Source organism: uncultured Microbulbifer sp., from assembly GCF_947504145.1.
Classification (GTDB): domain Bacteria; phylum Pseudomonadota; class Gammaproteobacteria; order Pseudomonadales; family Cellvibrionaceae; genus Microbulbifer.
Genome location: NZ_CANNGQ010000005.1, coordinates 131493 through 157165, shown reverse-complemented (window position 1 = coordinate 157165; position 25673 = coordinate 131493). Strand labels below are relative to the sequence as shown.

General features: G+C 56.6%; 19 protein-coding genes. 5 read left to right on the top strand and 14 right to left on the bottom strand.

Translation table 11 applies throughout. From position 1 onward, the window contains the following. Positions 1-51: 51 nt before the first annotated feature. Both Q1A74_RS16435 and Q1A74_RS16430 read right to left on the bottom strand, forming a co-directional pair. The gene (locus tag Q1A74_RS16435) at positions 52-1575 is read right to left on the bottom strand and encodes a tryptophan halogenase family protein (RefSeq protein WP_299598824.1); all 1524 of its coding nucleotides are present in this window, start codon (positions 1573-1575) and stop codon (positions 52-54) included. 69 nt (positions 1576-1644) lie between these two features. Beyond that, the gene (locus tag Q1A74_RS16430) at positions 1645-4284 is read right to left on the bottom strand and encodes a TonB-dependent receptor (protein WP_299598821.1); all 2640 of its coding nucleotides are present in this window, start codon (positions 4282-4284) and stop codon (positions 1645-1647) included. Between Q1A74_RS16430 and Q1A74_RS16425 the strand changes: the two genes are divergently transcribed. Further along, complete coding sequence (locus Q1A74_RS16425) at positions 4277-4567, top strand: hypothetical protein (protein WP_299598818.1); 291 nt, start codon at positions 4277-4279, stop codon at positions 4565-4567. The genes Q1A74_RS16430 and Q1A74_RS16425 overlap by 8 nt on opposite strands. A 126-nt stretch (positions 4568-4693) precedes the next feature. Here Q1A74_RS16425 and pyk read toward each other — a convergent pair whose 3' ends face one another. From pyk to pgi, 7 genes are all read right to left on the bottom strand, one after another. Then, positions 4694-6130 carry a pyruvate kinase gene (gene pyk, locus Q1A74_RS16420; protein WP_299598815.1) on the bottom strand — a complete coding sequence of 479 codons (1437 nt, stop codon included), beginning with the start codon at positions 6128-6130 and terminating at the stop codon, positions 4694-4696. Between the two features lie 176 nt (positions 6131-6306). Further along, positions 6307-7320, bottom strand: coding sequence for a type I glyceraldehyde-3-phosphate dehydrogenase (gene gap, locus Q1A74_RS16415; RefSeq protein ID WP_299598813.1), 1014 nt, complete (start codon positions 7318-7320; stop codon positions 6307-6309). A gap of 108 nt (positions 7321-7428) precedes the next feature. Beyond that, entirely contained in the window at positions 7429-8058 is a 630-nt protein-coding gene (gene eda / locus Q1A74_RS16410; protein ID WP_299598810.1) for a bifunctional 4-hydroxy-2-oxoglutarate aldolase/2-dehydro-3-deoxy-phosphogluconate aldolase, read from the bottom strand. Between the two features lie 42 nt (positions 8059-8100). Next, positions 8101-8811 (bottom strand): 6-phosphogluconolactonase, encoded by a 711-nt coding sequence (gene pgl, locus Q1A74_RS16405; protein WP_299598806.1) that lies wholly within the window; start codon positions 8809-8811, stop codon positions 8101-8103. A gap of 58 nt (positions 8812-8869) precedes the next feature. Then, entirely contained in the window at positions 8870-10327 is a 1458-nt protein-coding gene (gene zwf, locus Q1A74_RS16400; RefSeq protein WP_299598803.1) for a glucose-6-phosphate dehydrogenase, read from the bottom strand. 56 nt (positions 10328-10383) lie between these two features. After that, a complete protein-coding gene (gene edd / locus Q1A74_RS16395; protein ID WP_299598800.1) occupies positions 10384-12216 on the bottom strand; it encodes a phosphogluconate dehydratase in 1833 nt (610 codons plus the stop codon). Between the two features lie 54 nt (positions 12217-12270). After that, on the bottom strand, positions 12271-13998 hold the full coding sequence (gene pgi / locus Q1A74_RS16390; RefSeq protein ID WP_299598797.1) for a glucose-6-phosphate isomerase: 1728 nt from the start codon (positions 13996-13998) through the stop codon (positions 12271-12273). Between the two features lie 355 nt (positions 13999-14353). Between pgi and Q1A74_RS16385 the strand changes: the two genes are divergently transcribed. Then, complete coding sequence (locus Q1A74_RS16385) at positions 14354-15400, top strand: LacI family DNA-binding transcriptional regulator (protein ID WP_299598794.1); 1047 nt, start codon at positions 14354-14356, stop codon at positions 15398-15400. Between the two features lie 193 nt (positions 15401-15593). On the opposite strand, the gene Q1A74_RS16380 is transcribed toward Q1A74_RS16385, so the two are convergent. From Q1A74_RS16380 to nagK, 4 genes are all read right to left on the bottom strand, one after another. Then, positions 15594-16925, bottom strand: a complete 1332-nt coding sequence (locus tag Q1A74_RS16380; RefSeq protein WP_299598791.1) for a sugar MFS transporter — start codon at positions 16923-16925, stop codon at positions 15594-15596. Between the two features lie 79 nt (positions 16926-17004). After that, positions 17005-18132: an N-acetylglucosamine-6-phosphate deacetylase gene (gene nagA, locus Q1A74_RS16375; protein ID WP_299598788.1), complete on the bottom strand. Its 1128-nt coding sequence runs from the start codon at positions 18130-18132 to the stop codon at positions 17005-17007. A gap of 35 nt (positions 18133-18167) precedes the next feature. Beyond that, on the bottom strand, positions 18168-19211 hold the full coding sequence (gene nagB-II / locus Q1A74_RS16370; protein ID WP_299598786.1) for a glucosamine-6-phosphate deaminase NagB-II: 1044 nt from the start codon (positions 19209-19211) through the stop codon (positions 18168-18170). A gap of 83 nt (positions 19212-19294) precedes the next feature. Then, positions 19295-20245, bottom strand: a complete 951-nt coding sequence (nagK, locus tag Q1A74_RS16365; RefSeq protein ID WP_299598782.1) for an N-acetylglucosamine kinase — start codon at positions 20243-20245, stop codon at positions 19295-19297. A 436-nt stretch (positions 20246-20681) separates the two neighbouring features. On the opposite strand from nagK, the gene Q1A74_RS16360 reads away from it, so the two are divergent. From Q1A74_RS16360 to Q1A74_RS16350, 3 genes are all read left to right on the top strand, one after another. Continuing rightward, positions 20682-22049 (top strand): substrate-binding domain-containing protein, encoded by a 1368-nt coding sequence (locus Q1A74_RS16360; protein ID WP_299598779.1) that lies wholly within the window; start codon positions 20682-20684, stop codon positions 22047-22049. Positions 22050-22096: 47 nt separating this feature from the next. Continuing rightward, positions 22097-22954 (top strand): DUF6279 family lipoprotein, encoded by an 858-nt coding sequence (locus tag Q1A74_RS16355; RefSeq protein ID WP_299598776.1) that lies wholly within the window; start codon positions 22097-22099, stop codon positions 22952-22954. A gap of 188 nt (positions 22955-23142) precedes the next feature. Further along, a complete protein-coding gene (locus Q1A74_RS16350) occupies positions 23143-24417 on the top strand; it encodes an aminotransferase class I/II-fold pyridoxal phosphate-dependent enzyme (RefSeq protein ID WP_299598773.1) in 1275 nt (424 codons plus the stop codon). A gap of 91 nt (positions 24418-24508) precedes the next feature. Here the strand turns inward: Q1A74_RS16350 and Q1A74_RS16345 are convergent, their stop codons facing one another. After that, complete coding sequence (locus Q1A74_RS16345) at positions 24509-25612, bottom strand: phosphoribosylaminoimidazolesuccinocarboxamide synthase (RefSeq protein ID WP_299598770.1); 1104 nt, start codon at positions 25610-25612, stop codon at positions 24509-24511. Positions 25613-25673 lie beyond the last annotated feature (61 nt).

Sequence of the window (25673 nt, the reverse complement as noted above, 5' to 3'; positions counted from 1 at the left end):
CCTGAATCACTTTTGGCTACCCTGCCTACAATCCTTAACTCGTCCGACCGCTCACATGCCAGCGCGCTTCAAATGTTGCTGCAACTCCGTCAACCAGGCCCGTTGCGGCATCAGCTCCCCGGCCAGGCTTTCCGATTGCTTTCGCGCAGCTTCGACAATTTCCGACGCTTTCGTACTTTCCACATCACTGAGAGCAATTGGCTTTGTCGGGAACTTCATGCCGTACAGTACGTAGAGATAATTTTCGACGCCGAAAATGTCAAAAGCACTGAAAAAATCCAGGCTTTTGGGAGTAGCAATAGACCAGCGCTCTAAACGATCTGACAACTCTTCTGACAGTTTCGTCTTTTCCGTACAGTCAATCCAGAACTGAGTGTCCCGTCGGTCGGAAATACAGTAATGCAATTGAACAAAATCAATCACTCGCTCCCAGGTATAGCGAACAACTTTGTTGTAATAGCCGGACAATTGCGGAATATCGTCATAATAACGCGGAAATCGCTTGGCCAGCAGATTGGCAGAAAAGTCCGTCACCAGAATAGATGTCGCCTCCAGGGGCTCTACAAAACCTTGGGCCAGCCCGAAGGCCACGCAGTTCTTTTGCCAGAATTTCTCACGAAACCCTATTTTCATAGGTATTTTTCGCACTTCATCAATCTGCAACTGCCGACCGACATATTCGGAGAACTCTCCCAGCGCTTCTTCATCTGACATGTATTTACTAGCATACACACAGCCCAACCCGCGCCGCGTTGTCAATGGAATATCCCAGATCCACCCTGCCTTGTGCGCCCTCGCTGTGGTGTAGGGTCGAATAGCGGAGTCCGGTGTGCTGGGTTCCTGAAGCACCAGAGCGGAGTCCGTCAGAATACGGTCCGATTTATCTTCAAACGCTGTTTTCAGAGCACCACCCAACAGTACGGCGCTGAACCCGCTGCAATCCAGGTAAAAATCGTAGGCTTCGCTCTCGCCATCACTGTAAACGAGAGAACCAATCCCACCATCCTCGCGGAGGATTACATCTTTTACGGTCGCAAACTTGTGCTTTACGCCAAATCGCTGTTTCGCGTTGCTCGCGATCAGCTCAGAAAATTTACCGGCATTAAAGTGGTAGGCATAGTCAACAGCACCCACATAAGGCCCGGAAGACTTACGCTTGGGACAGCGGTCCTGCTCAGACAACGCAAAAGATTCGGAGATATGGGAAAAACAATATTCAGGGTTCTGAGATAGCCAGTAGTCAGTTACATCAAACCCCTGCGGATAAGGAGTGCTGAACGGGTGATAATAAAATTCATCTCCCGACTCCCGCGACATCCAATTGGAAAATTTAATGCCTGTTTTAAACGTCGTATCGCAACTGGCCAGCATGGCAACTTCCGATATACCAAACCGGTCTAGGGTCTCTTTAATTCTGGGAACAGTCCCCTCCCCTACACCAATTACCGGTACATCTTTGGACTCGATAACCGTAATTTCGATATCCGGGTCGTTGGCCAGCTCCACGCCGAGGTGATTTGCGGCCATCCAGCCAGCCGTTCCACCACCGACAATCGCAATTTTTTTTATTTTCATAGCAACCACTTTCAGACAAAAAAAAGGCCCAGCTGAAAAGCTGGGCCTTTTATTAGCTAGGCAAAGTTCTTAGAACTTGTAGCTTGCACCCAACTGGTACACTGCTTCGCCTGCAAAGGACCAGGCCGGGAAGCCTTCCTGCAGAGTCACCTTCTGACCAGTTTCAGAGCTATCTTTGTCAGCAACACCGTACTGAATATCGTCTTCTTCCAGCAGGTTTACTGCTTCAAAAGTAATATCCAGGTTCTCAGTAGCATACCAGTTCAAGCTCAGATCCAGAGAACCGAAGTCATCGTGCATACGGTTACCATACCAGAAACCACCGTCACGAATCATGTACTCAGAGCGGAAGTTATAGGCCATACGCGCGGAGAATGAATCATTCTCCCAGTAGCCCATCAGGTTATACGCGTGTTCGGAAGACTCGGTGAAGACCGGAACCTGATCCATAAACGCTTCTGATGGCGCGTCTGCATCGGTGTAGGTGTAGTTAGCCGCTACACCAAAGCCGTTGTCGAACGCGTGTTGAACTTGAAGCTCAAGACCCTGGATATCGGCACCGCCAGCATTCTGGAGAGATTCGATAGCCCAGCTATCTCCGCCATCCGGGTCAACCAGACCAATAGACTGGTCAGGAGTGATTTCGGAAGTTACAAAGTCGTCGATGGACTTGACGAAGTAAGTGGCAGATACGAGGTTGCCATCGCCATAGTAGTACTCGAGAGAGATATCGGCGTTGGTGGATTTCATTGGCAGCAGTGCTTCACTACCCAGACGAGCAGTCTGGTTCAGTGCGTTGCTGTCATCGAAACCATTGTAAGTCACCAGCATGTCATCGTAATTCGGACGACTGATGGTCTGGGAAGCGGACGCGCGCAGAACCAGCTCTTCAGACAGATCGTAGGTTACGTTTACGCTCGGCAGGAAATCACTGTAATCTGCAGTGTGATCGGTCAGCGAGTAGCTGTAGCCATTATTGCGCGGCAGATCGCCCTCGCGCAGGTCAGAACCATCCAGCTCGTACTGGGTGCGAGTTACATCGGTAGAGATATAACGCAGGCCGAAGTTACCGCGCAGAGCACCGGTTTCGAAAGTGAACATACCGTAAAGCGCGGTATTTTCTTCGTTCAGGTCGGAGTAACCCGCACGAGCTTCAACCCACTTGTCCAGGCTGGCATTGGTGGCGGCAATCATCGCATCCAGATCGGGCTTCGGCGCAGTGAAGCCATCCTGACCAATCTCGTAGCTACCGTTGTACAGGCTATCGGTATCAACAACCGCTGGGTCGTTAATTACTTCGCCATCTTCGTCCAGGGTGGTTTTGAACACACCGCGATAGGCGCGACGATTTACATCGTGATCGGTCCAGCGTACGCCCGTTTTAAACGCGGTCAGAATGCCTACATTGAGGTCAAACTCAACATCCAGCTGTGCGTAGACTTCTTCGTCTTCTGCCGGGCCACTACCTACCGCCCAGCTTTCTGGGGAAGCAGTCGGCGCATAGTTGTCCAGAGTCAGGCTCGGATCCAGAGTCGGATCGATTTGAATCTCTTTACCAGTGGCGTCAATGGAACCCTGCCAAAGGGACATTGCATCACTGAAGTGAGAGAAGTTGGTGGTGTAGTCAGTACCGCCAGCAGCCTTGGAGGAACCGATGTTACCGCTTGCACGGAAGCCTTCACCCTCGAATTCACCACTGAAATCGAAAGTATCTGAGCTCATTGAGGACTGACGGCCCCAAGTCTGGTTGAAGGTTTTGTTTGCTACGGTAGAGTTTTCAGTTGTGCTGGAAGTACACAGGCCGGCAGCATTTTCTGAATGACAGGTAACGTTGTCACCAGCCAGGGAGAACAGGTACAAACTGTTGTTGGTATTGTTTGCTTCCAGGTCCAAAGTCATGGCGTGCAGCGCGAAAGACAGGGCGTCAGTTGGCGCGTACTGCAGGGTTACGTCCAGGGCTTTACGCTCTTGATCCTGCAGGAAAGTGGTCGGGGCAACATCACCAGACCAGCGGTAGTCAGATTCGGTACCGCGGCGAACGTACTCACGGTCTTCAACAGCGGCAGAAAGCAGCACACCGAAGGTTTCGGAATCATTTTTCCAGCTGTACAAGCCGGACAGCTCCGGAGCCAGCTCATCACTGATGGTGCCAACGCGGCCTTTAGTACTGATAAATGCAGTATTTGCATCCATATCCAGCGGCTTGCGGGTTTTGACGATGACAGTACCACCGATACCGCCTTCATTCAGGTCAGCCTGGGAAGACTTGTAAACTTCGATTCCACCGATCAGCTCGGACGGCAGCAAAGAGTAGTTGAAGCTACGGTCAACCGGTACCTGATCAAACCAGCCGGTAGAGGCAACGTTCTGACCGTTAAGCTGGGTCAGAGTCATCGCAGGTGCTGCACCGCGAATGGATACAGAGGCACCTTGACCAAATGCACGACCTACGGTGATACCCGGGATGCGGCCCAGAGCTTCACCCACGTCAGAATCGGGGAACTTGCCCACGTCTTCTGCAGATACAGCGTCGACCAAAGAGGTCGCGTCACGTTTGATATTTACGGCGTCTTGCAGTGCTCCGCGGATACCAGTAACGGTAACCTCTTCCAGAGCTTCGGTTTGCTGAGCAACTGCCAGCGGAGCCATCAGGCCACCACTCAGTACAGCTGCACTAATCGAGAGAGCGAGTTTGTTGCGCTTGAGCATCGATTTCCCCTTCCTTTTTTATAGATATAAGGTTTGGCTAGAAACTTTTATTCACCTTGTACCGCCAAATGATAGCGCTGTCATTCATTTTTATGATAGCGCTGTCATTCTCAAGATCGACAATACACAGAATGAAAAGAAAAAGCTACAGGGCTCGGGGGAAATTATCTGGGATTTTTACAGTTTTTTGCCACCAGAACCTGTCTATTGTGACAGAAGGGAGCGAAAACACGCCGAAACCCGGCAAACAGCAGGACAAAAATTGTACAACCCTCATGGCTGACTATTCAGTCCACGCCAGCGCGCAGCCTCACGAGCGCCCCGCTCCATCCATCCCCTTGTTCTCTGGAGCCGAAAACAAAACTCCCGGCATTAAGCCGGGAGTTTGGGAAAGATCTCGCTCGGATACTTACTCGATTTCTTTGATACGCATGGAACTGGTGCCGCCACCCATGTTCAGGCGTTCACCCTGAGTAATCAGGATACGCTGGCCCTTTTCCAGAGTAAGGCGTGAGCCCAGCACTTCCACGATGGCATCGGTCAAGTGGCCCAGGGGCACGGAGGCCGGGTCAAACTCGATGGGCTCGACGCCACGCAGCAGCACCAGCTGGCGCGCAACACGGGAGTGGCGTGTGAGAGCGTAAATCGGCAGCTGGCTGGTGGCACGAGACATGATGCGCGGGGTGCGACCAGACTCGGTGAGCGCGGCAACGGCGCACAGGTTTTCCACCCGGGCAGCGGACTCAATAGCCGCCTGGGCGATCACGGTATCGATGGTCTCGGACGAAGAGCGATCCGCGGCCGGGCGAGAGGTAGTGCCCAGGTATTGCTCTGCACCCACAACCACTTCAGCCATGGATTCCACAGCGGCAACCGGGAAATCACCGGCAGCGGTTTCTGCGGACAGCATCACCGCATCGGTGCCGTCGAGCACCGCGTTGGCCACATCCATGACTTCCGCGCGAGTAGGCGTCGGGCTGGTGATCATGGATTCCATCATCTGGGTTGCAGTGATCACACCGCGGTTCAGAGCGTTAGCGCGGTTGATCAGTTTTTTCTGCACGCCTACCAGAGCGGAATCACCAATTTCCACACCCAGGTCGCCACGGGCAACCATGATCACGTCGGACGCGAGGATAATTCCGTCCATCTGCTCATCGTTGTTTACTGCTTCCGCGCGCTCAACCTTGGCGACGATTGCGGCATTGCTGCCAGCTTCGCGCATGGCCTTGCGCGCGATATCCAGATCTTCGCCACTGCGCGGGAAACTGACCGCGAGGAAATCTACATCCAGCTCAGCGGCGAGTTTAATATCCCGATAGTCTTTTTCTGTGAGCGCCGGTGCAGAAAGGCCTCCGCCCAACAGGTTGATACCTTTATTGTTGGACAGCTTGCCGCCCTGCAGCACGCGGGTGAACAGCTTGGTATTGGTACCGCCAGTCACTTCCAGGCGGATCTTACCGTCGTCCAGCAGCAGGATGTTGCCGGGTTTACAGTCGGCGATCAGGGACGGGTAGTCCACTCCTACTTTCTGCTGGTTACCACCCTCGTTCGGGCAGTCGGCGTCGAGGGTGAACTCAGCATTATTCTCCAGAAAGATGCTGCCTTCGGCAAAGCGGGCGATACGGATCTTCGGGCCCTGCAGGTCACCGAGAACGGCAACCAGTTTGTTTTGCTCAGCGGCGGCACGGCGCACTTCTTCCACGCGTTTGCGGTGGTCGTCGGCACTGCCGTGGGAAAAGTTCAGGCGTACGACGTTGACGCCGGCGCGGATAATCTCGTCAATAACACGCGGCTTGTCAGTACCTGGGCCGAGTGTGGCAACTATTTTTGTATGGCGAATCATAGTGGTGGTATTCGTTTTATCGTGTGGATGTGAGACGTATTTTCTGGCGATCGTTTTTTATGGCAGTCGGCGTTGACTGCAGAAAGCAAAACCGGAGCGGATATTGCACCCGCTCCGGTGCGATAACGATGACGTTATCAGGCTGTTGTTACAGCCGGCCGTATTTCAGGCCAGGCTTACAGCCCCTGGGCTTTGGCCATGGCCAGACCGGTATCGAGCATACGATGGGAGAAACCCCACTCGTTGTCGTACCAGGCCATCACTTTCACCAGGTTGCCATTTACGCGAGTGTGGTTGGCATCGAAGTGGCTGGATGCGGCCGTGTGGTTGAAGTCGACGGAAACCAGCGGCTGGTCACAGTAAGACAGAACGCCGCCTTTCATGCTGCCGGCTGCGTCTTGCAGGATGCCGTTGATCTCTTCGACCGTGGTGTCGCGGCTCGCAATAAATTGGCAATCCACCAGAGAAACATTGTTAACCGGTACACGTACCGCCATGCCGTCCAGCTTGCCTTTCAGCTCTGGCAGTACCAGGCCTACTGCAGCAGCAGCGCCGGTCTTGGTGGGGATCATGTTGTCGGCTGCAGCGCGGGCACGGTAGATGTCTTTGTGCACGGCATCCTGAGTGTTCTGGTCGTTGGTGTAAGCGTGCACGGTGGTCATGAAGCCGCGCTCGATACCGATTGATTCATTCAGAACCTTGGCTACCGGCGCCAAGCAGTTGGTAGTGCAAGACGCGTTGGAAACAACCTTGTGCTCAGCAGTCAGCTTGTCATCGTTTACGCCGTAAACCACGGTCAGGTCGGCATCGCCAGACGGCGCGGAAATCAGTACCGCTTTTGCGCCTGCCTGCATGTGCTGAGAAGCGGCTTCTTTGCTGGTGAACAGGCCAGTACATTCCAGTACCAGATCCACTTCCAACTCGCCCCAAGGCAATGCAGCCGGGTTGCGCTCCTGGCAGACTTTCACGGTGTCACCACCGATAACCAGATCCTCGCCCTGTACGGCGACTTCGGTGTTGAAGCGACCGTGTACAGTGTCGAACCGAGTCAGGTGCGCGTTGGCCTCTACCGGCGCCAGGTCGTTGATGGCAACCAGCTGGATACGATCGTTATAGCCAGATTCGTAGATCGCGCGCGTTACGTTGCGGCCAATGCGGCCATAGCCGTTGATAGCAATTCTAAGTTTCATATCGCTACACCCTCTGTGTCTTGTAAATGAATAATTTTTTGTTGTTGGTGCCGGGTGTACTCCCCCCCAGCACATGCTCACTACTCGAAATAATTACTGCTCAGAGCCTTACCCCTTCAGCAGCGAGGCCTCCTTGGCCAGGCGGGTAATTTCCGCCCAATTTTTTTCTGCAACCAATTTCGGTGCCGCCATCCAGGAACCACCAACACAAACTACGTTGGAGAGAGCCAGGTAGTCTTTCGCGTTCTGCGGGCTGACACCGCCAGTGGGGCAGAACTTCACCTTGCCGAGGGGTCCACCGATGGATTTCAGCATCGGGATACCGCCGGCCGCTTCCGCCGGGAAGAATTTCTGGTAGTGGTAACCGCGCTCCAGAAGACGCATGACTTCAGATGGATTTGCGGCGCCGGGCAACAGCGGCACGGTCGCATCGGCAGCGGCGTCAAGCAGCGCTTCAGTAGTACCAGGGCTCACCATGAAAGTTGCGCCGGCATCTACAGAGCGGCGAATATCGTCCGCGTTCAGCACGGTGCCGGTACCCACGTAGGCATCGGGCAGATGCTTGGCGATTTCTTCCACCGCAGCCAGCGCGGCTTCGGTACGCAGGGTGACTTCCAGAACATTCAGGCCGCCTTCAACCAGGGCCTGAGCCAGCGGCAGCGCATCGCTCACCTTGTCCACTACGATGACTGGCACTACGCCAGCCTGTTCCAATACGGGTACCAGAGTCTGTTGCATCATCACGTCCTAAAACTCGTCAAAATTCGGTTGTTATTTACTTTAAGGGGCCCAGTACACAGTAACTGGCTTCAACCCCTGCTTGAGAATGCTGCGCACCGGCATTTCCTGCTCGTCATTCCCCAGTAGCGCCTGGCGGTAGACCTTGAGCTTTTCTTCACCGGTAATCAGCAGCTTGATTTCTTTTGCCTGCAAAATAGCAGCAAGGGTGAGCGTCATGCGCTCGGTGTGCGCACCGGTTACCGCACTTTGCTTGGCGGTAATTGCTTTGCACAGCTTTTCACCTTTCGCATCCAGCGCTTCATCCAATCCTTCTGCATACGGGAAGAAAGACGCGGTGTGGCCGTCATTCCCCATGCCGAGCACGCACACGTCGTACGGGCGCGGCAACTCCTGGTAGGCGCGCTCGCAATCCGCTTCACCTTCTGCGGGCGTAGCCGCAGAATTTTTCATGCCCAGGCAAGGCGCCTTCGCCGCTTCGTTTTGAAGAAGACTGTTGGTGATGAACGCGAGGTTACTACCGGGCTCGTCTTTCTCTACCCAGCGCTCATCCACCAGTGCCACATTCACGTTCTGCCAGGGCAGAGGGCGACGGGACAGTTCGCGATAAACCGGCTCGGGCGAGCTGCCGCCGCTGACCAGGAAAGTGGCCTGCCCGTTCGCCTTGATACCGGCATGCAGCGCTGCCGCACACTCATTGGCGAGCGACAGCGTGAGCTTTTCCCTGTCTGCAAAAAATTTCTCTTCAACCATGTCTCAGACCTTGTTAATGGTTTTGCCCGGCGGCTCTCAATTTCTTTTCACGGCTCAACTAGGGGTTAAACCAGTGGTGACCGTTCTCTGCCAGCAACTGGCTGGAAGCCTGCGGCCCCCAGGTACCTGCGCGGTACAGCTGTGGCTGGTTGGCGGTATCGCGCCAGTGATCAATAATCGGATCGACCCAGGCCCAGGCCGCGGCAACTTCTTCGCGGTGAATAAACAGTGCGGAGTTGTTCGCCGCCGCATCCAGCATCAGACGCTTGTAGGCGTCACTTTTGAAACTGTCATAGGTGTCGGACAGAGTCAGGTTCAGCTCCACCGGTTGCAACTCCATGGTGAGGCTGTCCATCTTCTTGGCCATCAATACCAGCTTGATGCTCTCTTCCGGCTGCAAGCGGATAACCAGGCGGTTGGGCAGCACTTCGCCCGCTTCCGGCTGATAAACGCTGTGGGACACCTTTTTGTACTGGATCACAATCTCAGCGCAGCGCTTTTCCATACGCTTGCCAGTGCGCAGATAAAACGGCACACCGGTCCAGCGCCAGTTGTCGATATGCGCACGAATGGCCACGAAGGTTTCGGTGGTACTGTTCGGCGCTTTCAGTTCTTCCAGGTAACCGGGCACCAGCTCTTTACCCAGGCCGCCGGCCACGTACTGACCGCGCACGATGTTGCTATCCACACTGTCGTCAATGAGCGGACGCAGCGCTTCCAGCACCTTGATTTTTTCCGAGCGGATGTTGCGCGCGGACATGCTATTGGGGGATTCCATGGCGATCAGACACAGCAGTTGCAACAGGTGATTCTGCACCATGTCGCGCATAGCGCCAGTGTCATCATAAAAACCCGCGCGCCCTTCCAGGCCCACGGTTTCAGAAATGCTGATCTGGATATGATCGATGGTTTTCGCATCCCACAGCTGCTCAAACAGTACATTGCTGAAACGCAGTGCCAGCAGGTTCTGGACGGTCTCTTTACCCAGATAGTGGTCGATACGGAAAATACTGTCTTCCGGGAAATACTCGGCGATCTTGCTGTTGATCTCGTCGGAAGTTTTGGCGTTGTAGCCCAGCGGCTTTTCCACTACTACGCGGGAGTTTTCGTGGATCAGTCCCTTTACCGAGAGGTTTTCACAGCAGGGACCAAATACCGCGGGCGGGATGGCCAGGTAAAACAGCCGGGTGCGCTCGGTGTCTTTACCGAGGATGTCTACCAGGGCGTCCCACTGCTCGTCCGGCTTGGAAATATCCAGCGCGGCGGCACGCAACATCTGGCTGAACTCTTTCCAGCTTTTATCGCTGTATTCGCCATCGCGCAGGTGGGTTTTCAGCGCTTGCTGTGCGGTTTTCAGGTAGGCATCAGCGTCGTCCTGGCGACGACAGATAGGAAGAATACGGGTGTCCTTGTTCAGGCCACCTTCAATATACGCCCGGTACAGGGCCGGAATCAGTTTGCGCAGCGACAGATCCCCGCCGCCGCCAAACAGTACCATGTCGAATGAGTTTGCCATTGTTTTGCTCTCAAGTTGCGCAGCCTCTACCCAGCAGGTGGCCGCGCGAAATTCAGTTAAAAAAGAATGCTACCGCCGGTTTCCGCGCCGCTCGCAAGCTTGCGCATATTGGTAAACAGGTCCCGCCCCATGCCCGTGGCATTGGCGGACAGGTCGCACTCTGCCGGCGTGCGCGCCGCCAGCTCTTCATCACTTACATCGACTTTGAGAACGCCGGCTTCCGCGTCCAGCTCAACAATATCTCCATCCTGGATTTTCGCGATTACGCCACCTTCCAGCGCTTCCGGAGACAGGTGGATGGCTGCCGGCACCTTGCCGGAAGCACCGGACATACGGCCATCAGTAACCAGTGCCACCTTGAAGCCGCGGTCCTGCAGTACACCGAGCGATGGTGTCAGTTTGTGCAGCTCGGGCATGCCGTTGGCCTGCGGCCCCTGGAATCGCACCACGGCGACAAAATCTTTTTCCAGCTCGCCGGCCTTGAAGGCGTCGAGCATGTCGTCCTGGCTGTTGAAAACGACCGCTGGTGCTTTCACCTTCAACTGCGGGGTTTTCAGCGCGGACACCTTGATCACGCTGTTACCCAGATTGCCCTGCAACAATTGCAGACCACCGTGACTGGAGAATGGATCGCTGGCCGGGCGGATGATTTCCGAATTGCCGGACTGTTCCGCGGTCGGGCGCCATACCAGGCCATCTTTGTCTTCGTTCAGGAACGGGTCGTAGGTATACGGCTCCATACCGGAATTGCCCAGTACGGTGCTGACATCGTTGTGCAGCAGGCCGGCACCCAGCAGTTCGCGAATCAGGAACTGCATACCGCCTGCAGCGGCAAAGTGGTTAATGTCGGCGGTACCATTGGGATACACGTGGCACAGCAGCGGTACGATTTCAGAAAGCTCGGCCATGTCCTGCCAGGTAATCTGGATACCGGCGGCGCGGGCCATGGCGATCAGGTGCATGGTGTGGTTGGTGGAGCCACCGGTTGCGTGCAGACCGACAATGCCGTTTACAAACGACTTTTCGCTGAGAATTTTTGCGATGGGCGTGTAGTTGCTGGGCTCGGAAATTTGCACCAGCTGCTTGACCGCCTCTTGGTTCATCGCGTCACGCAGCTCTGTACCGGGGTTGACAAAGGAACTGCCCGGCAGTTGCAGGCCCATGATTTCCACCAGCATCTGGTTGCTGTTGGCAGTGCCGTAGAAGGTGCAGGTGCCGGCGCTGTGATAGGACGCGCTTTCGGCTTCGAGCAGCTCTTTGCGGCCGACTTTGCCCTCGGCGTAGAGCTGGCGAACCCGGACTTTTTCCGCGTTGGCCAGGCCAGTGGGCATGGGGCCAGCAGGAATAAATACGGCGGGCAGATGACCGAACGAAAGTGCGCCAATCACCAACCCGGGAACAATCTTGTCGCAGATCCCCAGGTACATGCCGCCATCGAACATATCGTGAGACAGGGAGATCGCCGTGGCCATGGCGATCACATCGCGGGAAAACAGTGACAACTCCATACCCGGCTGCCCCTGGGTAACGCCATCACACATGGCGGGCACGCCGCCGGCAACCTGTGCGGTTGCGCCGTTGCGCAGGGCTTCGGCCTTGAGCATTTCCGGGTAGGTGCCGTAGGGCTGGTGCGCCGACAACATGTCGTTGTAGGCATTGATGATCGCGAGATTGGGGCCGTGACCGGAGGCGATCAGATTTTTATCGTGATCGCTGGATGCCGCCATCGCGTGCGCCAGGTTTCCGCAGGACAATTTGTGCCGCGCACGACCCTTGCCCTGCGCGCGCTCAACCTGGGCCAGGTAGCTAGCCCGGGTTTCTTCGCTGCGGCGGATGATCCTGTCGGTAACCGCCTGTATCCGACTGTTTACCACTGTTTTGTTTGCCATTTGTTTAACTCTTCGTTTTTTATCAGTTCGTCACACGCTGTTGCATCGCTGCAGTTAAGCCTGTTCTCCGGCAGACTCAGCCACCCCAACTTCAGGTAGCTCCGTGGACGTAACCGCGCCGTTTATCCGGCGGTAGTATTCGATCAGTTGGGTGGTGGAACCGTCTTCTGCGGACAGGTCACCGGCAGCCAGTTTCGGCTCCAGTTTGCTGGCCAGACCTTTACCAAGTTCCACGCCCCACTGATCAAAGGAATAAATTTGCAGGATCACACCCTGAACAAAAATTTTGTGCTCATAGAGTGCAATCAGCCCTCCCAGTGATCGGGGGGTCAACTCCTTCAAGAGTATTGTGTTACTAGGCTTTCCACCCCTGTGTACTTTGAACGGGGTGAGCCTTTTTATTTCTTTTGGCGACAGCCCTTTGGCTGCCAGTTCACGACTGACTGACTCCGCATCCACGCCGTTCATCAGTGCCTGACTCTGGGCGAACATGTTGGCCAGTAGTATCTCGTGGTGACCTTCGAGGTCGTGCCCCGGGATCACGCTACCGATAAAGTCCGCGGGAACCACTTCCGGGCTCTGGTGCAGATACTGGTAAAAAGCATGCTGCCCGTTGATACCGGTCTGGCCCCATATTAGTGGGCCGGTTGCGTAGTCCACCTCCACCCCCGCACGGGTGGTAGATTTGCCGTTGCTCTCCATATCCGCCTGCTGCAGATAGGCGGGCAACATATGCAGTGCCTGGTCGTAGGGCAGTACCGCCTGGGCGGGATACCCCATAAAGGTGCAGTACCAGACACTCAGCAGCGCCATGATCACCGGCGCGTTCTGGGCAAACGGTGCCTCGCGGAAGTGGCGATCCATCTCCGCGGCCCCATCCAGCAGCGCCCGAAAATTATCGAACCCACAGGCGATGGCGATGGGCAGGCCGATGGACGACCACAGTGAGTAGCGGCCGCCAACCCAATCCCAGAAGCTGTAGGTGCGCTCCGGCAGAATGCCGAACTGCTGCGCCTTGTCCGGGCTCGCGGTGACACCCACAAAGTGCCGCTGCACCAACGTCTCTGCCGGCACTTCCGGTGCCGCGCGCTGCAGCCACTTGAGCCCACTGCGCGCGTTGGTCATCGTCTCGCTGGTCGTGAAGGTCTTGGACGAGACGATGAATAAAGTCGATTCGGCATCCAGGCCGGCCAGCACATCCGTGAGCTGGGTTCCATCCACATTGGAAACAAAATGCACTGCGACATCGCCCTTCCGATGGGCACGCAATGCTTCGATGGCTGTCTGTGGCCCCAAATGGGAGCCGCCAACACCAAGATTGACGACATCGGTAATCCGCTTACCGCTGCAACCCGTCAAGTGGCCATTATGTAGTAAAACTACAAGCTCTTTCAAGCGCTGCAATTCGGCCTCCACTGCTCCTGTGACGGATACCCCGCCCACTTCGAGATCAGCCTCGAGACCGCCGCGCAGTGCGGGGTGTAGAACAGGCCGCCCCTCGGTGGCATTGATGGGCTTGCCCGAGAAAAAGTCCCGCCGCCACTGCTCCAGCCCAGCCTCGTCCGCCAAGCGTAATAAATTTACAAAAACTGACTGGTCAATATGGTTTTTGGAGTAATCCAGCAGGAAATGCGGCAATTCCAGGGAGAAATCCCGAGCGCGCTGGGGTTCTTCGGCAAACAGGTCTTTGAGTTCGCGCTGCTTTAGCTCTGCGGCCTGCGTTTGCAGTGCCCGCCAGATGGCGGAATGGGAAATCGCGGAATGAGAGTGTGCATCTTGCATGGTGTGCCCCCTGAAAGTGGCGCCCACCGGAGGGTGGCGGGCACCGGTTATTCTTGTTTATTAAATGACAACGCTGTCAATATGGCAAAAGGGTCACATAGAGGACAAACCCTGTCAATTGAGTTTGTAGTTTTCTTTCAGGAATCCGGAACTGCGGCCACGTATCGGTGGCCGCCCTTGTACCCCGGCAACGCAAAAAGCCTGAAAAGCTCTAAAATTGAAGGAAACCGCGGCGAAAACACGGGTTTAGCAGGCAAAGCCGGCGCCAAAACGACGAATGACTATAAAGCCATCGTCGCGCAGCCCTCAAAGGGGTAAACTGCGCGGCTGGGATGGATAAGGAACATTGCCGACCATGAAGAGCACCATCAACGACGTGGCCGCAAGGGCCGGGGTATCGATCAAGACCGTTTCGCGGGTTATCAACAATGAGCCGTCGGTGCGCCCGGCCACACGCAAAAAGGTGATGGATGCGGTGGAGGAACTCCACTACCAGCCAAATCTGGCGGCGCGCAATCTCGCGGGCACTCGCAGCTATACCATTGCGCTGATCTACGACAATCCCAACGCCTATTACGTCATCGACATGCAGAACGGTATCCTCGAGGCCTGCAAGGCCCGCGGTTACGAGCTGCTGATCCACCCCAGTAACTCCAAATCCTCTACCGTCAACGACGAGCTGCGCGCACTGGTGGAGCACTCCAAGGTCGCCGGTGTGGTACTCACCCCACCCTTCTCTGAGACCCAATCGGTGATCGAAGAGGTGAAGAAACTCGGCCTCGACTATGTGCGTATCGTATCCAGCGGCGCGGCCGAAGGGGACGAAGACAACTGCATCCAGGTGGACGATACCGCCGCCGCCTACGACATCACCAGGCACCTGATCGAACACGGTCACAAGCGCATCGGCTTTCTCTGCGGTGGTGAAGAACACGTATCCACCCACGGGCGCCTCGAGGGCTATAAAGAAGCCCTGCAACAGGCTGGCATTACCATTGATCCGGAACTGATTGTTGCCGGTGAGTACTCATTCGACTCTGGCGTGAATGGTGCAAAGCACCTGCTGGAGCAGGACAACCCGCCCACTGCGATATTTGCCAGTAACGATGAAATGGCGGCGGGCGCACTGTTCGCTGCACGCTTGATGCACATCGAAATTCCCCAGCAGCTGTCTATTGTCGGCTTCGAGGACAGCCCCTTCTCCCGTCAGACTTGGCCGAAACTCACCACTGCACACCAGCCGAACAATGAAATCGCCAAATGCGCTGCCGCCCTGGTATTGAACAAGGCGCGCAGCAAAAGTGCCGCCGAGAGCGCCGCGGCCAACAAGGACGCGGGTATTCTGAAAAAGTTTGTGCCGGAACTGCTGGTGCGGGACTCCACCGGAGATTCCCCCAACTGAACAGGCAAAAAAAAGCCCTCACTAGGAGGGCAAAGATGACGAGAACCAAAGAGAGAAACTTCTAAAGAAGTTCACAAAATCAAAAAATCCCTTTCAAAACAACATCCAAAACTGAGAGACAAAACGTTCAATCTGACTGAGAGCGCTAACGCTGGCAACCGTCCTGGTTGCCACTTTGTCCAACTATGTCTAACTACGTCCAGCTGCGCATCTTGTGGCCTTTGACCGCGTAAAACAGGATAAACAGGTAAGCCGGAATCGAGATGACATAAGCCATCTGGCCGTCACCGGTATCGGCGAAGTGACCGTACAGGGGCGGCAGGATTGCGCCACCGGAAATACCCATAATCAGCAGTGCCGCACCTTTAGAGGTAAACTTGCCCAGGCCGTCCAGCGCCAGCGGCCAGATTGCCGGCCAGCACATGGCGTTGGCGAAGCCCAGCAGCGCAACAAAGTAAACCGCATTGGGAATTTCCGGCAGGCCGAAGTGGGCCAGCGTCGCAGAGGACATAACGGTGCTTTCGAGCGAGCCGGTCATTACTGCAATAGTGAACATAATGCCCATCACTGCAGAGGCCAACAGCGCGGTCTGCTGACTGATAAAGCGCGGAATGGCAACAGTACCCCAGAGATAACCCAGCACCATGAACACCATGGTGTAAGACGTGAGCACCGAAGCCACTGCGGTGTCGAGGCCCGCCTGCTTGCCTAGCAAGCCGATGGCATCACCAGCGATTACTTCCACACCCACGTAGAAGAACAGCGCGATGGAACCAAGGATCAGCTGCGGGAATTTTTTCAGCCCCATCAGGGTAATGGCCGCATCTTCCTGACCTTCCAGCACTTCGTCTTCGATATCCGGCAGCGGGGCGAACATCATCGCAACCGCCAGAACAAACCCGAGTATGGCCATGCCGATGTACGGAGAAACCAGCTGCCCGGCCAGCTCGTCCAGCTTGGCGTCTTTAGCGGCCGCACCCAGTGCGGAAAGTTCGGCTTCGGAGATGCCGGAAATACCAGACATGACCAGCGCGGCGAACACCAGCGGCGCCACAATACCGGCACCTTTATTCAGCAGCCCCATGATGCAGATACGCACCGCTGCAGTCTCCGGGGAGCCGACTTTCACCACGTAGGGGTTGGAAGCGGTTTGCAGAATCGTCAGACCGGAACCCACTACAAACTGGGCCAGCAGGAAGATACCGAACATACGGCTGTACGCCGCTGGGATAAAGATCAGGGCACCCACCGCTACCAGTCCAAGGCCGAGTGCCATACCGGTTTTGTAACCGGTGCGCTCGATGATGGCTGCCATGGGCAGCGCCATGACGGTGTAGGCGATATAGAAAGCGGAGGCCACCAGCATTGCCTGGAAGCCCGTCAGGTCACAGATGGTCTGCAGAAACGGGATCAGTGCGCCGTTCAGCCAGGTCACAAAACCAAAGATAAAAAACAGCAGGCCGATGATGATCATCGGCAAAACGCTGCTGCGCGTTTCACTCTGGCTGATAACTGCGGTATTCATAAACTCACCTTTAATTATCGTTATTTAGCGTTGATTGAAATCGTCATCGTTTATTTGTTTTGGCGTTCGCCCGCGGGGGTTAGCCTGCGGAAAATACTTCCTGCCCACCAATCCAGGTTTTCTGCACCTGAAGAGCTTCATCCATCAAAATCAAATCTGCCCGCGAACCGGCTTTGATACGCCCGAGGTCCGCCCCCAGAAACTGGGCCGGATACAGGCCCGCCATACGCAGCGCTTCGCCCAGTTCTACACCGCACCAGTCGCGGACGTTGCGCACCGCACCGATCATATCCAGGTGCGAGCCGGCCAGCTCGCCGGTTGTAGAGGTCAGCTTGTCGCCGTCGCGGGTCACGATACGGTCGAACAGCGGGAAGCTCATTTCGTCGCTGCCCACCAGCGACATGGCATCGGTCACCAGTACCACCTTGCCGCGGGGCTTGGCCTTCAGCGCCAGAATCATGGCCTCGGCACTGACGTGGTGACCATCCGCAATCAGGCCGCACCAGCAGTCATCGCTGATCAGCGCGGTGCCCACCATGCCCGGGTCACGGGAATGCAGCGGCGACATGGCGTTGTACAGATGGGTAAACCCGGTTGCACCGGCAGCCACTGCCGCCGCAGCCGTTTTGCCATCCGCATTGGAGTGGCCGAGACACACCTTCACACCCAGATCGACCAGCTTGCGAATATCTTCTGGCGCTACATTTTCCGGTGCCAGAGTGACCATTTTCAGACCCAGGTCATCGCGGCCGTAAATCGCCAGTTCTTCATCGCTGAGCGGGCGAATGAATTTTTCTTCGTGCGTCCCCTTCTTCGGGGTGCTCAGGTGGGGACCTTCAAAGTGCACCCCCAGAACCCCGGGAACACCCTCTTTGAGCGCGGCACTGACAGCGTCCGCGGCCTTCTGCATCACATCCACTTGATCGGTGATCAGGGTAGGCATAAACCCGGTGGTGCCGAAGCGGGCGTGGGCTGCCGACATCTTGCCCAGCGCGTTAACGGTGGTGTCGTTATTAAACAGGGCGCCGCCGCCACCGTTGACCTGCACATCGATCAGTCCCGGGGCCAGCAAGCCTTTGAGGCGCACCGCATCTGCCGCCGGCTCGCCACCGAGTGCGACCACCTTGCCGCCGTCGATGGTGAGCGCCACATCGATGTGTAGCTGCTCACCGTCGAATAACTTGTCTGCGATAAATACCTGTGCCACTTGCCCGCTCCCGAGGTCCGTCACCGATTCAACAATCAAACAGTCTGGGTGACTTTTTTCAGGCCCGCCGGCTCATCCGGGTTGATACCGCGGCTGACAGCGACGTGAGCCACGTCGAGATAAAAACGCTGCAGTAGTGCCAGCGGTGCGACGCGCGGATGCACACCCTTGCTCGGCACATGCAAATTGATCAGGGTACCGCCGCGACGGATGATGTCGGCGATCTGCTCGCTGTGTGCCTGATAGGATTCGTCTTCGATGGGCACATTCACCACCGTGAGCTTCTGCTCTACCAGGGTGACCGGGCCGTGCAGGAATTCCGCACTGGAAAAAGATTCCGCATGCACGCTGCACACTTCTTTCAGTTTCAGCGCCAGCTCGCGGGTAATGCCGTAACCGGGGCCACGGCCCAGGACGACCAGGTTTTTCACCGCAGCCAGATCTTCCGGACGCAGCTGTATGTCGGATTCGATGGCGTCGGTGAGGGTCTGCGGCAGCATTTCCACACCGGCTTTCAGCTCTGCGTCCTGAGTCCAGCTGGCCACCAGCTGCAATACCGCAGACAGAGTGCACAGGTAGCTCTTGGTGGCAGCAACGGCCAGTTCGGGACCGGCTTTCAGCGGTACCACCTGGTCAACGATATCTTTGATGGGCGCAGTTTCGTCGTTCACCAGCGCGACGGTGTAAGCGCCTTCGTCTTTCGCCATCTGCGCCTGAGCGAGGATGTCCGGGCTGCGGCCGGATTGAGAAATCACGATGACCAGTGCGTCTTCCAGCTTCAGCTTTTTGCCGTACACGCTGGACACAGACGGGGCCGCCGCGAAGGTGGGCGTGCCGGTTTCAATTTCGATCAGATATTTGGCGAACACACCGGCGTGGTCGGAAGAACCGCGGCCTACGATCATCACAAAGCGCGGCGGCTTGCTGCGCAGGCGCTCACCCAGCGCCTCCATGATCGGAGCATTGTTTTTCAGCTGTTCGGCAATCCGGCTCGGGGCTTCGCGGGCCTCGGTTTCCATTACTGTCATCGCCATAGATGTATCCGCCTTGTTGGCCTCAGCAGGAGTCACTGCGCTCATAAAATCTGTCCGTAAAATCCGTATGACTTTGGTTGCCCATCAATGTGCTCGGACAACCTGTGTGTTCTAGTTAGCCGGCGCGCTTATCCAAAGAGCGCTTTGGCATCCACCTCTTCTGACTGGCGGGACTCGCTGCCCCCCTGCGCCGCAAGGGAGTGCTGCGCGAAGTACGCACAGCCAAGCTCTGGCGGGTCCAGCGGGTCAGACACCCGCTCGGCAATATGGGGTTTCAGCCAGGGCTTCAGGCGCGGCGCCAGGCCGCCGATCATGGCCAGGCGCGGCGGCTTGCTTTCCATCAACTTCTCGGCGAGATCACTGATGTAGGCAGCACCATCGCGCATGATGGACGCAGCCATCGGGCAGTCCGCTTCTGCACACTCCACCACTGGCACCGCCAGCTTGGCGTATTGACTGGAGGGTTTCCCCGCCATCATCTCGATCACATCGTAGGGGTCGTCGGTACCCAGCGCCTTTTGTATTTCGCGCTGCAGCATGGATTCCTCGGCCAGCCCTTCCATCGCCATCAGCACATATTTCACCGCTTCCATCCCCAGCCAGGCACCGCTGCCCTTGTCGCCGTGAGGGAAACCGTGACCACCGACAATCTCACTGCGCCCGTTCACCCAGGAGTAACCGACTGAGCCGGTACCCGCGATGATGACTGCACCGTCGCCACCGCGATGGGCGCCGAGGCAGGCGGAGTGCTGATCCGTAGTGAGGAACATCTGCTTGAAGGGGTGTGCCCAGGCATCCATCTCGTTGTACAGACGGGGCATATTGACGCCCGCCAGACCGACGCCGGCCACCAGCTCACCCATGGTTTCCGCAGGCAATCCGGCATCGGCCACAGCCAATGCGGCGGAGCGCACAATGGAATCAATGGTCTGTGCATAACCATGAAGGGGGTTTGCGGGCCCGGAAACACCGGTGCCCAGCAGGCGATTGTCCGCGTCGAAAATCGAAGCCCGGCATTTACTGCCACCTCCGTCGACGCCAACGTAGAGAATGTCCCTGCTATCTCTCAAAGCAACCATCTGAACCGGCCCCTAAGATTTTCTATTGTTATCTGTCCTGACCGAATTCCCCACCGCAATTGCTTGCTCCCCAGGAAAATCCGGTGCGACGCCTTGATTGACGTCTGTGCCAATATGGGAGAAATACTACAAGACAAATGACAGCGTTGTCATGTCTTTTTTCAAAAAAAATCCCGTGCACTTTTAAATTATATGGCTATTCCGCGCACCAAGTGGTGAATAAAACGTCGGAACAGCGCTGTAAGCCGCACCCTACGGCAAGCGAGAACAAAAAACAAACAACCCGCTACCCGACTGCCTACCTGCGTTTAGAGACGGCCCATGCGGGTTGAGTTCAACCTGATTGCAATAACTTCGTCACACTTTTTTGCGATAAAGCGCGCCGAACGCATCGCCCGAATTCGGGCGCGGAGATAATCGGGACTTGTAGGGATAAATGATGGTAAACGCACGGGCGATACAACACTGCCTGCACCGCTGGATCGCAGGCTGCGCGGCGCTACTCACGCTGGTGCTATCCGTAAGTCACAGCCTGGCAAACGCCAATGTATCGGATTCCTCGCAAATACTCTTCCGCATGACCGGCTCCAACACCATCGGCGCGGACCTCGCGCCCGCCCAGGTCAAGCGTTACCTACAGTCGATTGGCGCCAGCGATATCGCCCAGCGCAGCGAAGGCGAAACCCACTGGATTGATGCCACACTCAATGGAGCACCGGTGGTAGTCCCGATCATCGCCCTCGGGTCCAGTACCGGCTTCAAGGCGCTCCGTAGCGGCACTGCCGATATCGGCATGGCTTCCCGCAAGATCAAAGCCAAAGAGGTCGACCAGCTCGCGCACCTTGGAGACTTTGCCGGCCCCCAGGCAGAACACGTCATCGGCCTCGATGCGCTGGTGGTATCGATACACAAAGACAACCCCGTCTCGCAGCTCACCATGACACAGCTGGCGCAGATCTACCGCGGTGAGATTCGCAACTGGTCGCAGCTCGGTGGCCCGAACCTGCCGATTCGCCCGTTGCACCGGGACATCGAATCCGGTACCCGTGCCACTTTCGACAGCGAAGTTTTCGGCGCCAGCCGCTCGGCCGCGCCTTTTGTCTATGAAGTTTCCGGCAACCACGAAACCCGCGCGCTGGTACAGCGGGACCGCGGAGCCATCGGCTACCTGCCTTTCGCCGATGCGGATGGCCTGCACAAGGTAGCCATCAAGGCGGGCGAGCTAGCCGCGGTGGTCCCCGACCGGGGCATCATCGCCACCGAAGACTTCCCACTCACACGGCGCCTCTACCTGTATCGCAACCCGGGGAAGTTCAATCCGCACGTGGATGCCTTTATTCAATTTGTGGAATCCCACAAGGGGCAGCATGTGGTTGCAGACGTGGGATTTATTAACCTGACCCCGGTGGCGCTGCAGATGACGCCCTATACCAATGCACCGGATAACTATCGCCAGTTGATGGAGAGCGGCTCGCGCCTGAGCATATCCTTCCGCTTTGCCGACGGCAGTACCGAGCTGGACAACCGCGCCCTGCGCGACCTGCAACGGTTGCAGGAATTTATGGAGGAAGATGAAAATCGCGACCTCTCCCTGACACTCGTCGGCTTTTCCGACCAAAAATCCAATCGCAATATATCTGACCTGATTTCCCGCTTCCGCGCCCTCAAGGTCCAGGGCGCCCTGCTACGGAATCACAAATTGGGCGACAGCCAGATCATGTCTGTGGGCGCCTTTGCACCACTTACCGCGAGTAGCGAGCACGGTCCGGTCAAAAACAGTCGAGTGGAAGTCTGGATCAATTGATCGCTTATGGGTCGCGGGGGCACCAGGCAGGATCTATATTTAACGCCATGAATATACCGCTCCCGGCAATCACTACCCGCGCCATCGGCGCCACTCTGGCACTGATTATCCTGCTTGTCGGCGGCTGCTCGAGTGTACGCCTTGCCTACGGCCATCTGGACTGGTGGATGGACCGCAACATCAATAAATACCTGGACCTGGACGGCGCCCAGGAAGACCTGCTGCAGCTGCGTGTGGATGAATTCCACCGCTGGCACCGCCAGACCCAACTCCCCCGTTACGCCGATTACCTCGAATTACTCGCCGCGGATGTGGATTCACCGGACGCCAACCCGGAAAAGTTGAAGCAGATAGAAGAGCAAGTCGACACTTTCTGGCACTCATCAGTAGTGATGCTGAGCGATCTTCTGCTCCCCATCGTGATCAAACTGGACGAGCGGCAGATAGACCAGCTGGAAGAAAACATTCGCGAGGAGCGAGAGGAATCCCTGAAGAAATGGGAGAAATCCAAACGCAAACGGGAAAAAGAGTTTCGCAAACAGGCCGAGCGCTGGCTGGGGGACCTGACGCCAGAACAGGATGCGATGATCGACCACCAGGTGGACACCACCACCTTCGACCCCAAACACCGGGATGCCCAGCGCCAGCTTTGGGCTAAAGAATTTATCAATACCCTGCGCAACAAACCCGACGGCTATCAGAAAACGCTGCGGGAAATGCTGATCAATCCGCAGTCTCTGTGGTCGGACAGTTATCGCCAGATGCAGGATCAACTGCGTGCCCAGGCCCGGGCGTTGGCCAGTGATATTCTCACCAGCGCCACACCAGAACAGCGCACCCACCTGAAAGCCAGTCTTCTCGAATACGCTGCCGACTTCCGCATTCTCGCGGCCCAAGAACACTGACTGCCGAAGCTCGCGCAACGTTCGTACGGCAACGAGCGACAGACCGTTTCAGCCGAAACAAATTTTCTGCCAGCAACCCCTGTTTTTACCGGGTAAAGCGTTAAAAAAGTGTCAGAAAACATGACGCAATCCGCCCGTGGCTGATAAGCTCCCTCCCCGCAAGTTCAACCCCCAGATGAGGATTTTCCGTGCGTATCGAGACCGCCAACCGTGAACAGCTGCAACAGTGGGAAAAAGAGCTGGAGCAACAGTACCAGCGCATTTGCCAGCACAACCTGAGCCTGGATATTACCCGCGGTAAACCGGCGGCGGATCAGCTGAGCCTGTCCGACGACCTCGACGGTATTCTCAACGGTGACTACCGCGCGCCAGACGGCACCGACACCCGCAACTACGGCGGCCTGGAAGGTATCGCCGCAGCCCGCGAACTGGGCGCCGATGTACTGCAGGTACCCTATGAAGAAGTGCTCGCCGGCGGCAACAGCTCCCTGACCCTGATGTACCACGCGGTGCTCACCGGCTACCTGTTCGGCTTCGCCGGCACCCAGCCGTGGAAGGAAATGCGTGCGCCCAAATTCCTGTGCCCGGTTCCCGGCTACGATCGCCACTTCTCCATCTGCGAGCAGCTGGGCATCGCCATGGAAACCGTACCCATGACCGCCACCGGCCTGGACATGGATGTACTGGAGCAGAAAATCCGCGAAGACGATCAGATCATCGGCCTGTGGTGCGTACCCAAGTTCTCCAACCCTACTGGTGTCACCTATGACGCGGACACCGTCGACCGTCTCGCGCAACTGGGCAAGTTCGCCAACCCGGGGTTCCGTATCTTCTGGGACAACGCTTACGCCATTCACGACCTGGACCACCAGGTAGCACTGCCGAATATCCGCGAAGCCGCTCTGGGTAATGAAACCGCAGACTCGGTACTGCAATTCGCCTCCACCTCCAAGGTCACCCACGCCGGTGCCGGTGTGGCCTTTGTCAGCGCCAGCCCGGCCAACCTGGCTTCGCTCAAGCAGCAGATGTCTGCGATGACCATCGGACCGGACAAGGTGAACCAGCTGCGCCACGCGCGTCTCTTCCCGGAGCTGACCCAGCTGAAGGCGCACATGCAGCAGCACGCGGAAATCCTGCGACCGAAATTTGCCTGTGTTCTGGAACACCTGGATAAAAACTTTGCCGATTCCGATCTGGGCGAATGGGAAACCCCGAAAGGCGGTTACTTTGTTTCCTTTAACACCCGCCCGGATGTGGCTTCAGAAGTGATCCGCCTGTCAGCGGAAGCGGGTGTAAAACTCACCCCCGCCGGCGCCACTTTCCCCTACGGCAAGGACCCGGAAAACACCAATATCCGCATCGCCCCGAGCTTCCCCCCACTGGAAGAACTGGATACGGCCATGTCGGTATTTGTGCTGTGTGTAAAGCTGGCCAGCGTGCGCAAGGCACTGGAAGCAGCCTGATTTTTCACGCCGTACTTCTCCGCCGCCAGAAACGAAAAAACCCGGCCCCCTGAGTGAAGAGGGCCGGGTTTTTTATGCGCTGCGTTCAGGCTCAGTCGATCAGGCCGTACTCGTCGCGCAACACCTGTACGATTTCCGCCTTTGGATTCGCGGAAATCCGCAGCTTCTCACCGATGATCTTTTCCGCAATACCCACATAGGTTGCGGAAACATCCATCAACATGGACTCAGGCAGTTCGTTGTCGCGCGCCAGCGCTTCGCGCTCATCCATGCGATCCTTGTTCAGGAGAATATCCGGGTCCGGGAAATGGCTCAGCAGCGCCTGGCGGAAACCTTCTTTGGAATTCTCCACCACCTTGCCGTTGCGATAGGCTTCGCCGTCCCAGATACGGGACGAATCCGGAGTACCCACCTCGTCCATATAAATCAGCTTTGCATTACCATCGGCATCGGTGACATAACCGAATTCAAACTTGGTATCCACAAACACCTGATCCAGCTTTGCGAGCTCGGCGGAGATAACATCGAAGCCCTCTTTCAACAACTGCTCGTAGCGGGCGACGTCGTCGGCACTGCGGAAATTGAACGCGGGAAAATTGCCTTCGATATCCTTGCGGGTGATATTCACATCATCCGCCTCGGGTACCCCGGGGATACCCTTCAGAATGCCCTTGGTGGACGGGGTGATCAGCAGCTCAGGCAGTTTCTCGTCTTTTTGCAGACCGTCGGCGATTTCAATGCCACAAAACACGCGTTCGCCTCTGCTGTAGGCGCGCCACATAGAGCCGGTGATGTACTGACGCGCAATGGCCTCAATCATTACCGGACGCGCTTTCTGCACAATCCACACCGCCGGGTGCGGGATATCCAGAATATGGCTCTCCGCCAGTCCCTTGTCCTTAAACAGTGTGAACCAGTGGTTAGCGATGGCGTTGAGTGCAGCACCTTTGCCGGGCACACCCCGCAGGTCACCCTCACCGGTCCAGATACAGTCAAACGCGGAGATCCGGTCGGAAATTACCATCACCGCCAGCGGCGCGTCGGCGGCAACCGGGTAGCCTTTTTCCTGAATCAGTCGGCGGCTGTCGGCTTCGGTCAGCCAGTAGACAGAGCGGACTTTACCGCTGTGCACGGGCTTGTCTGTGCGGATCGGCAGGTCGTTGTTGACTGCCAGTACTGTGTCGGCAAGGCGCATGAACATTCCTAGTAGGTTAACCGGGGCCTCAAATCAGGCGACGCACTCTAGCAAATAGCCC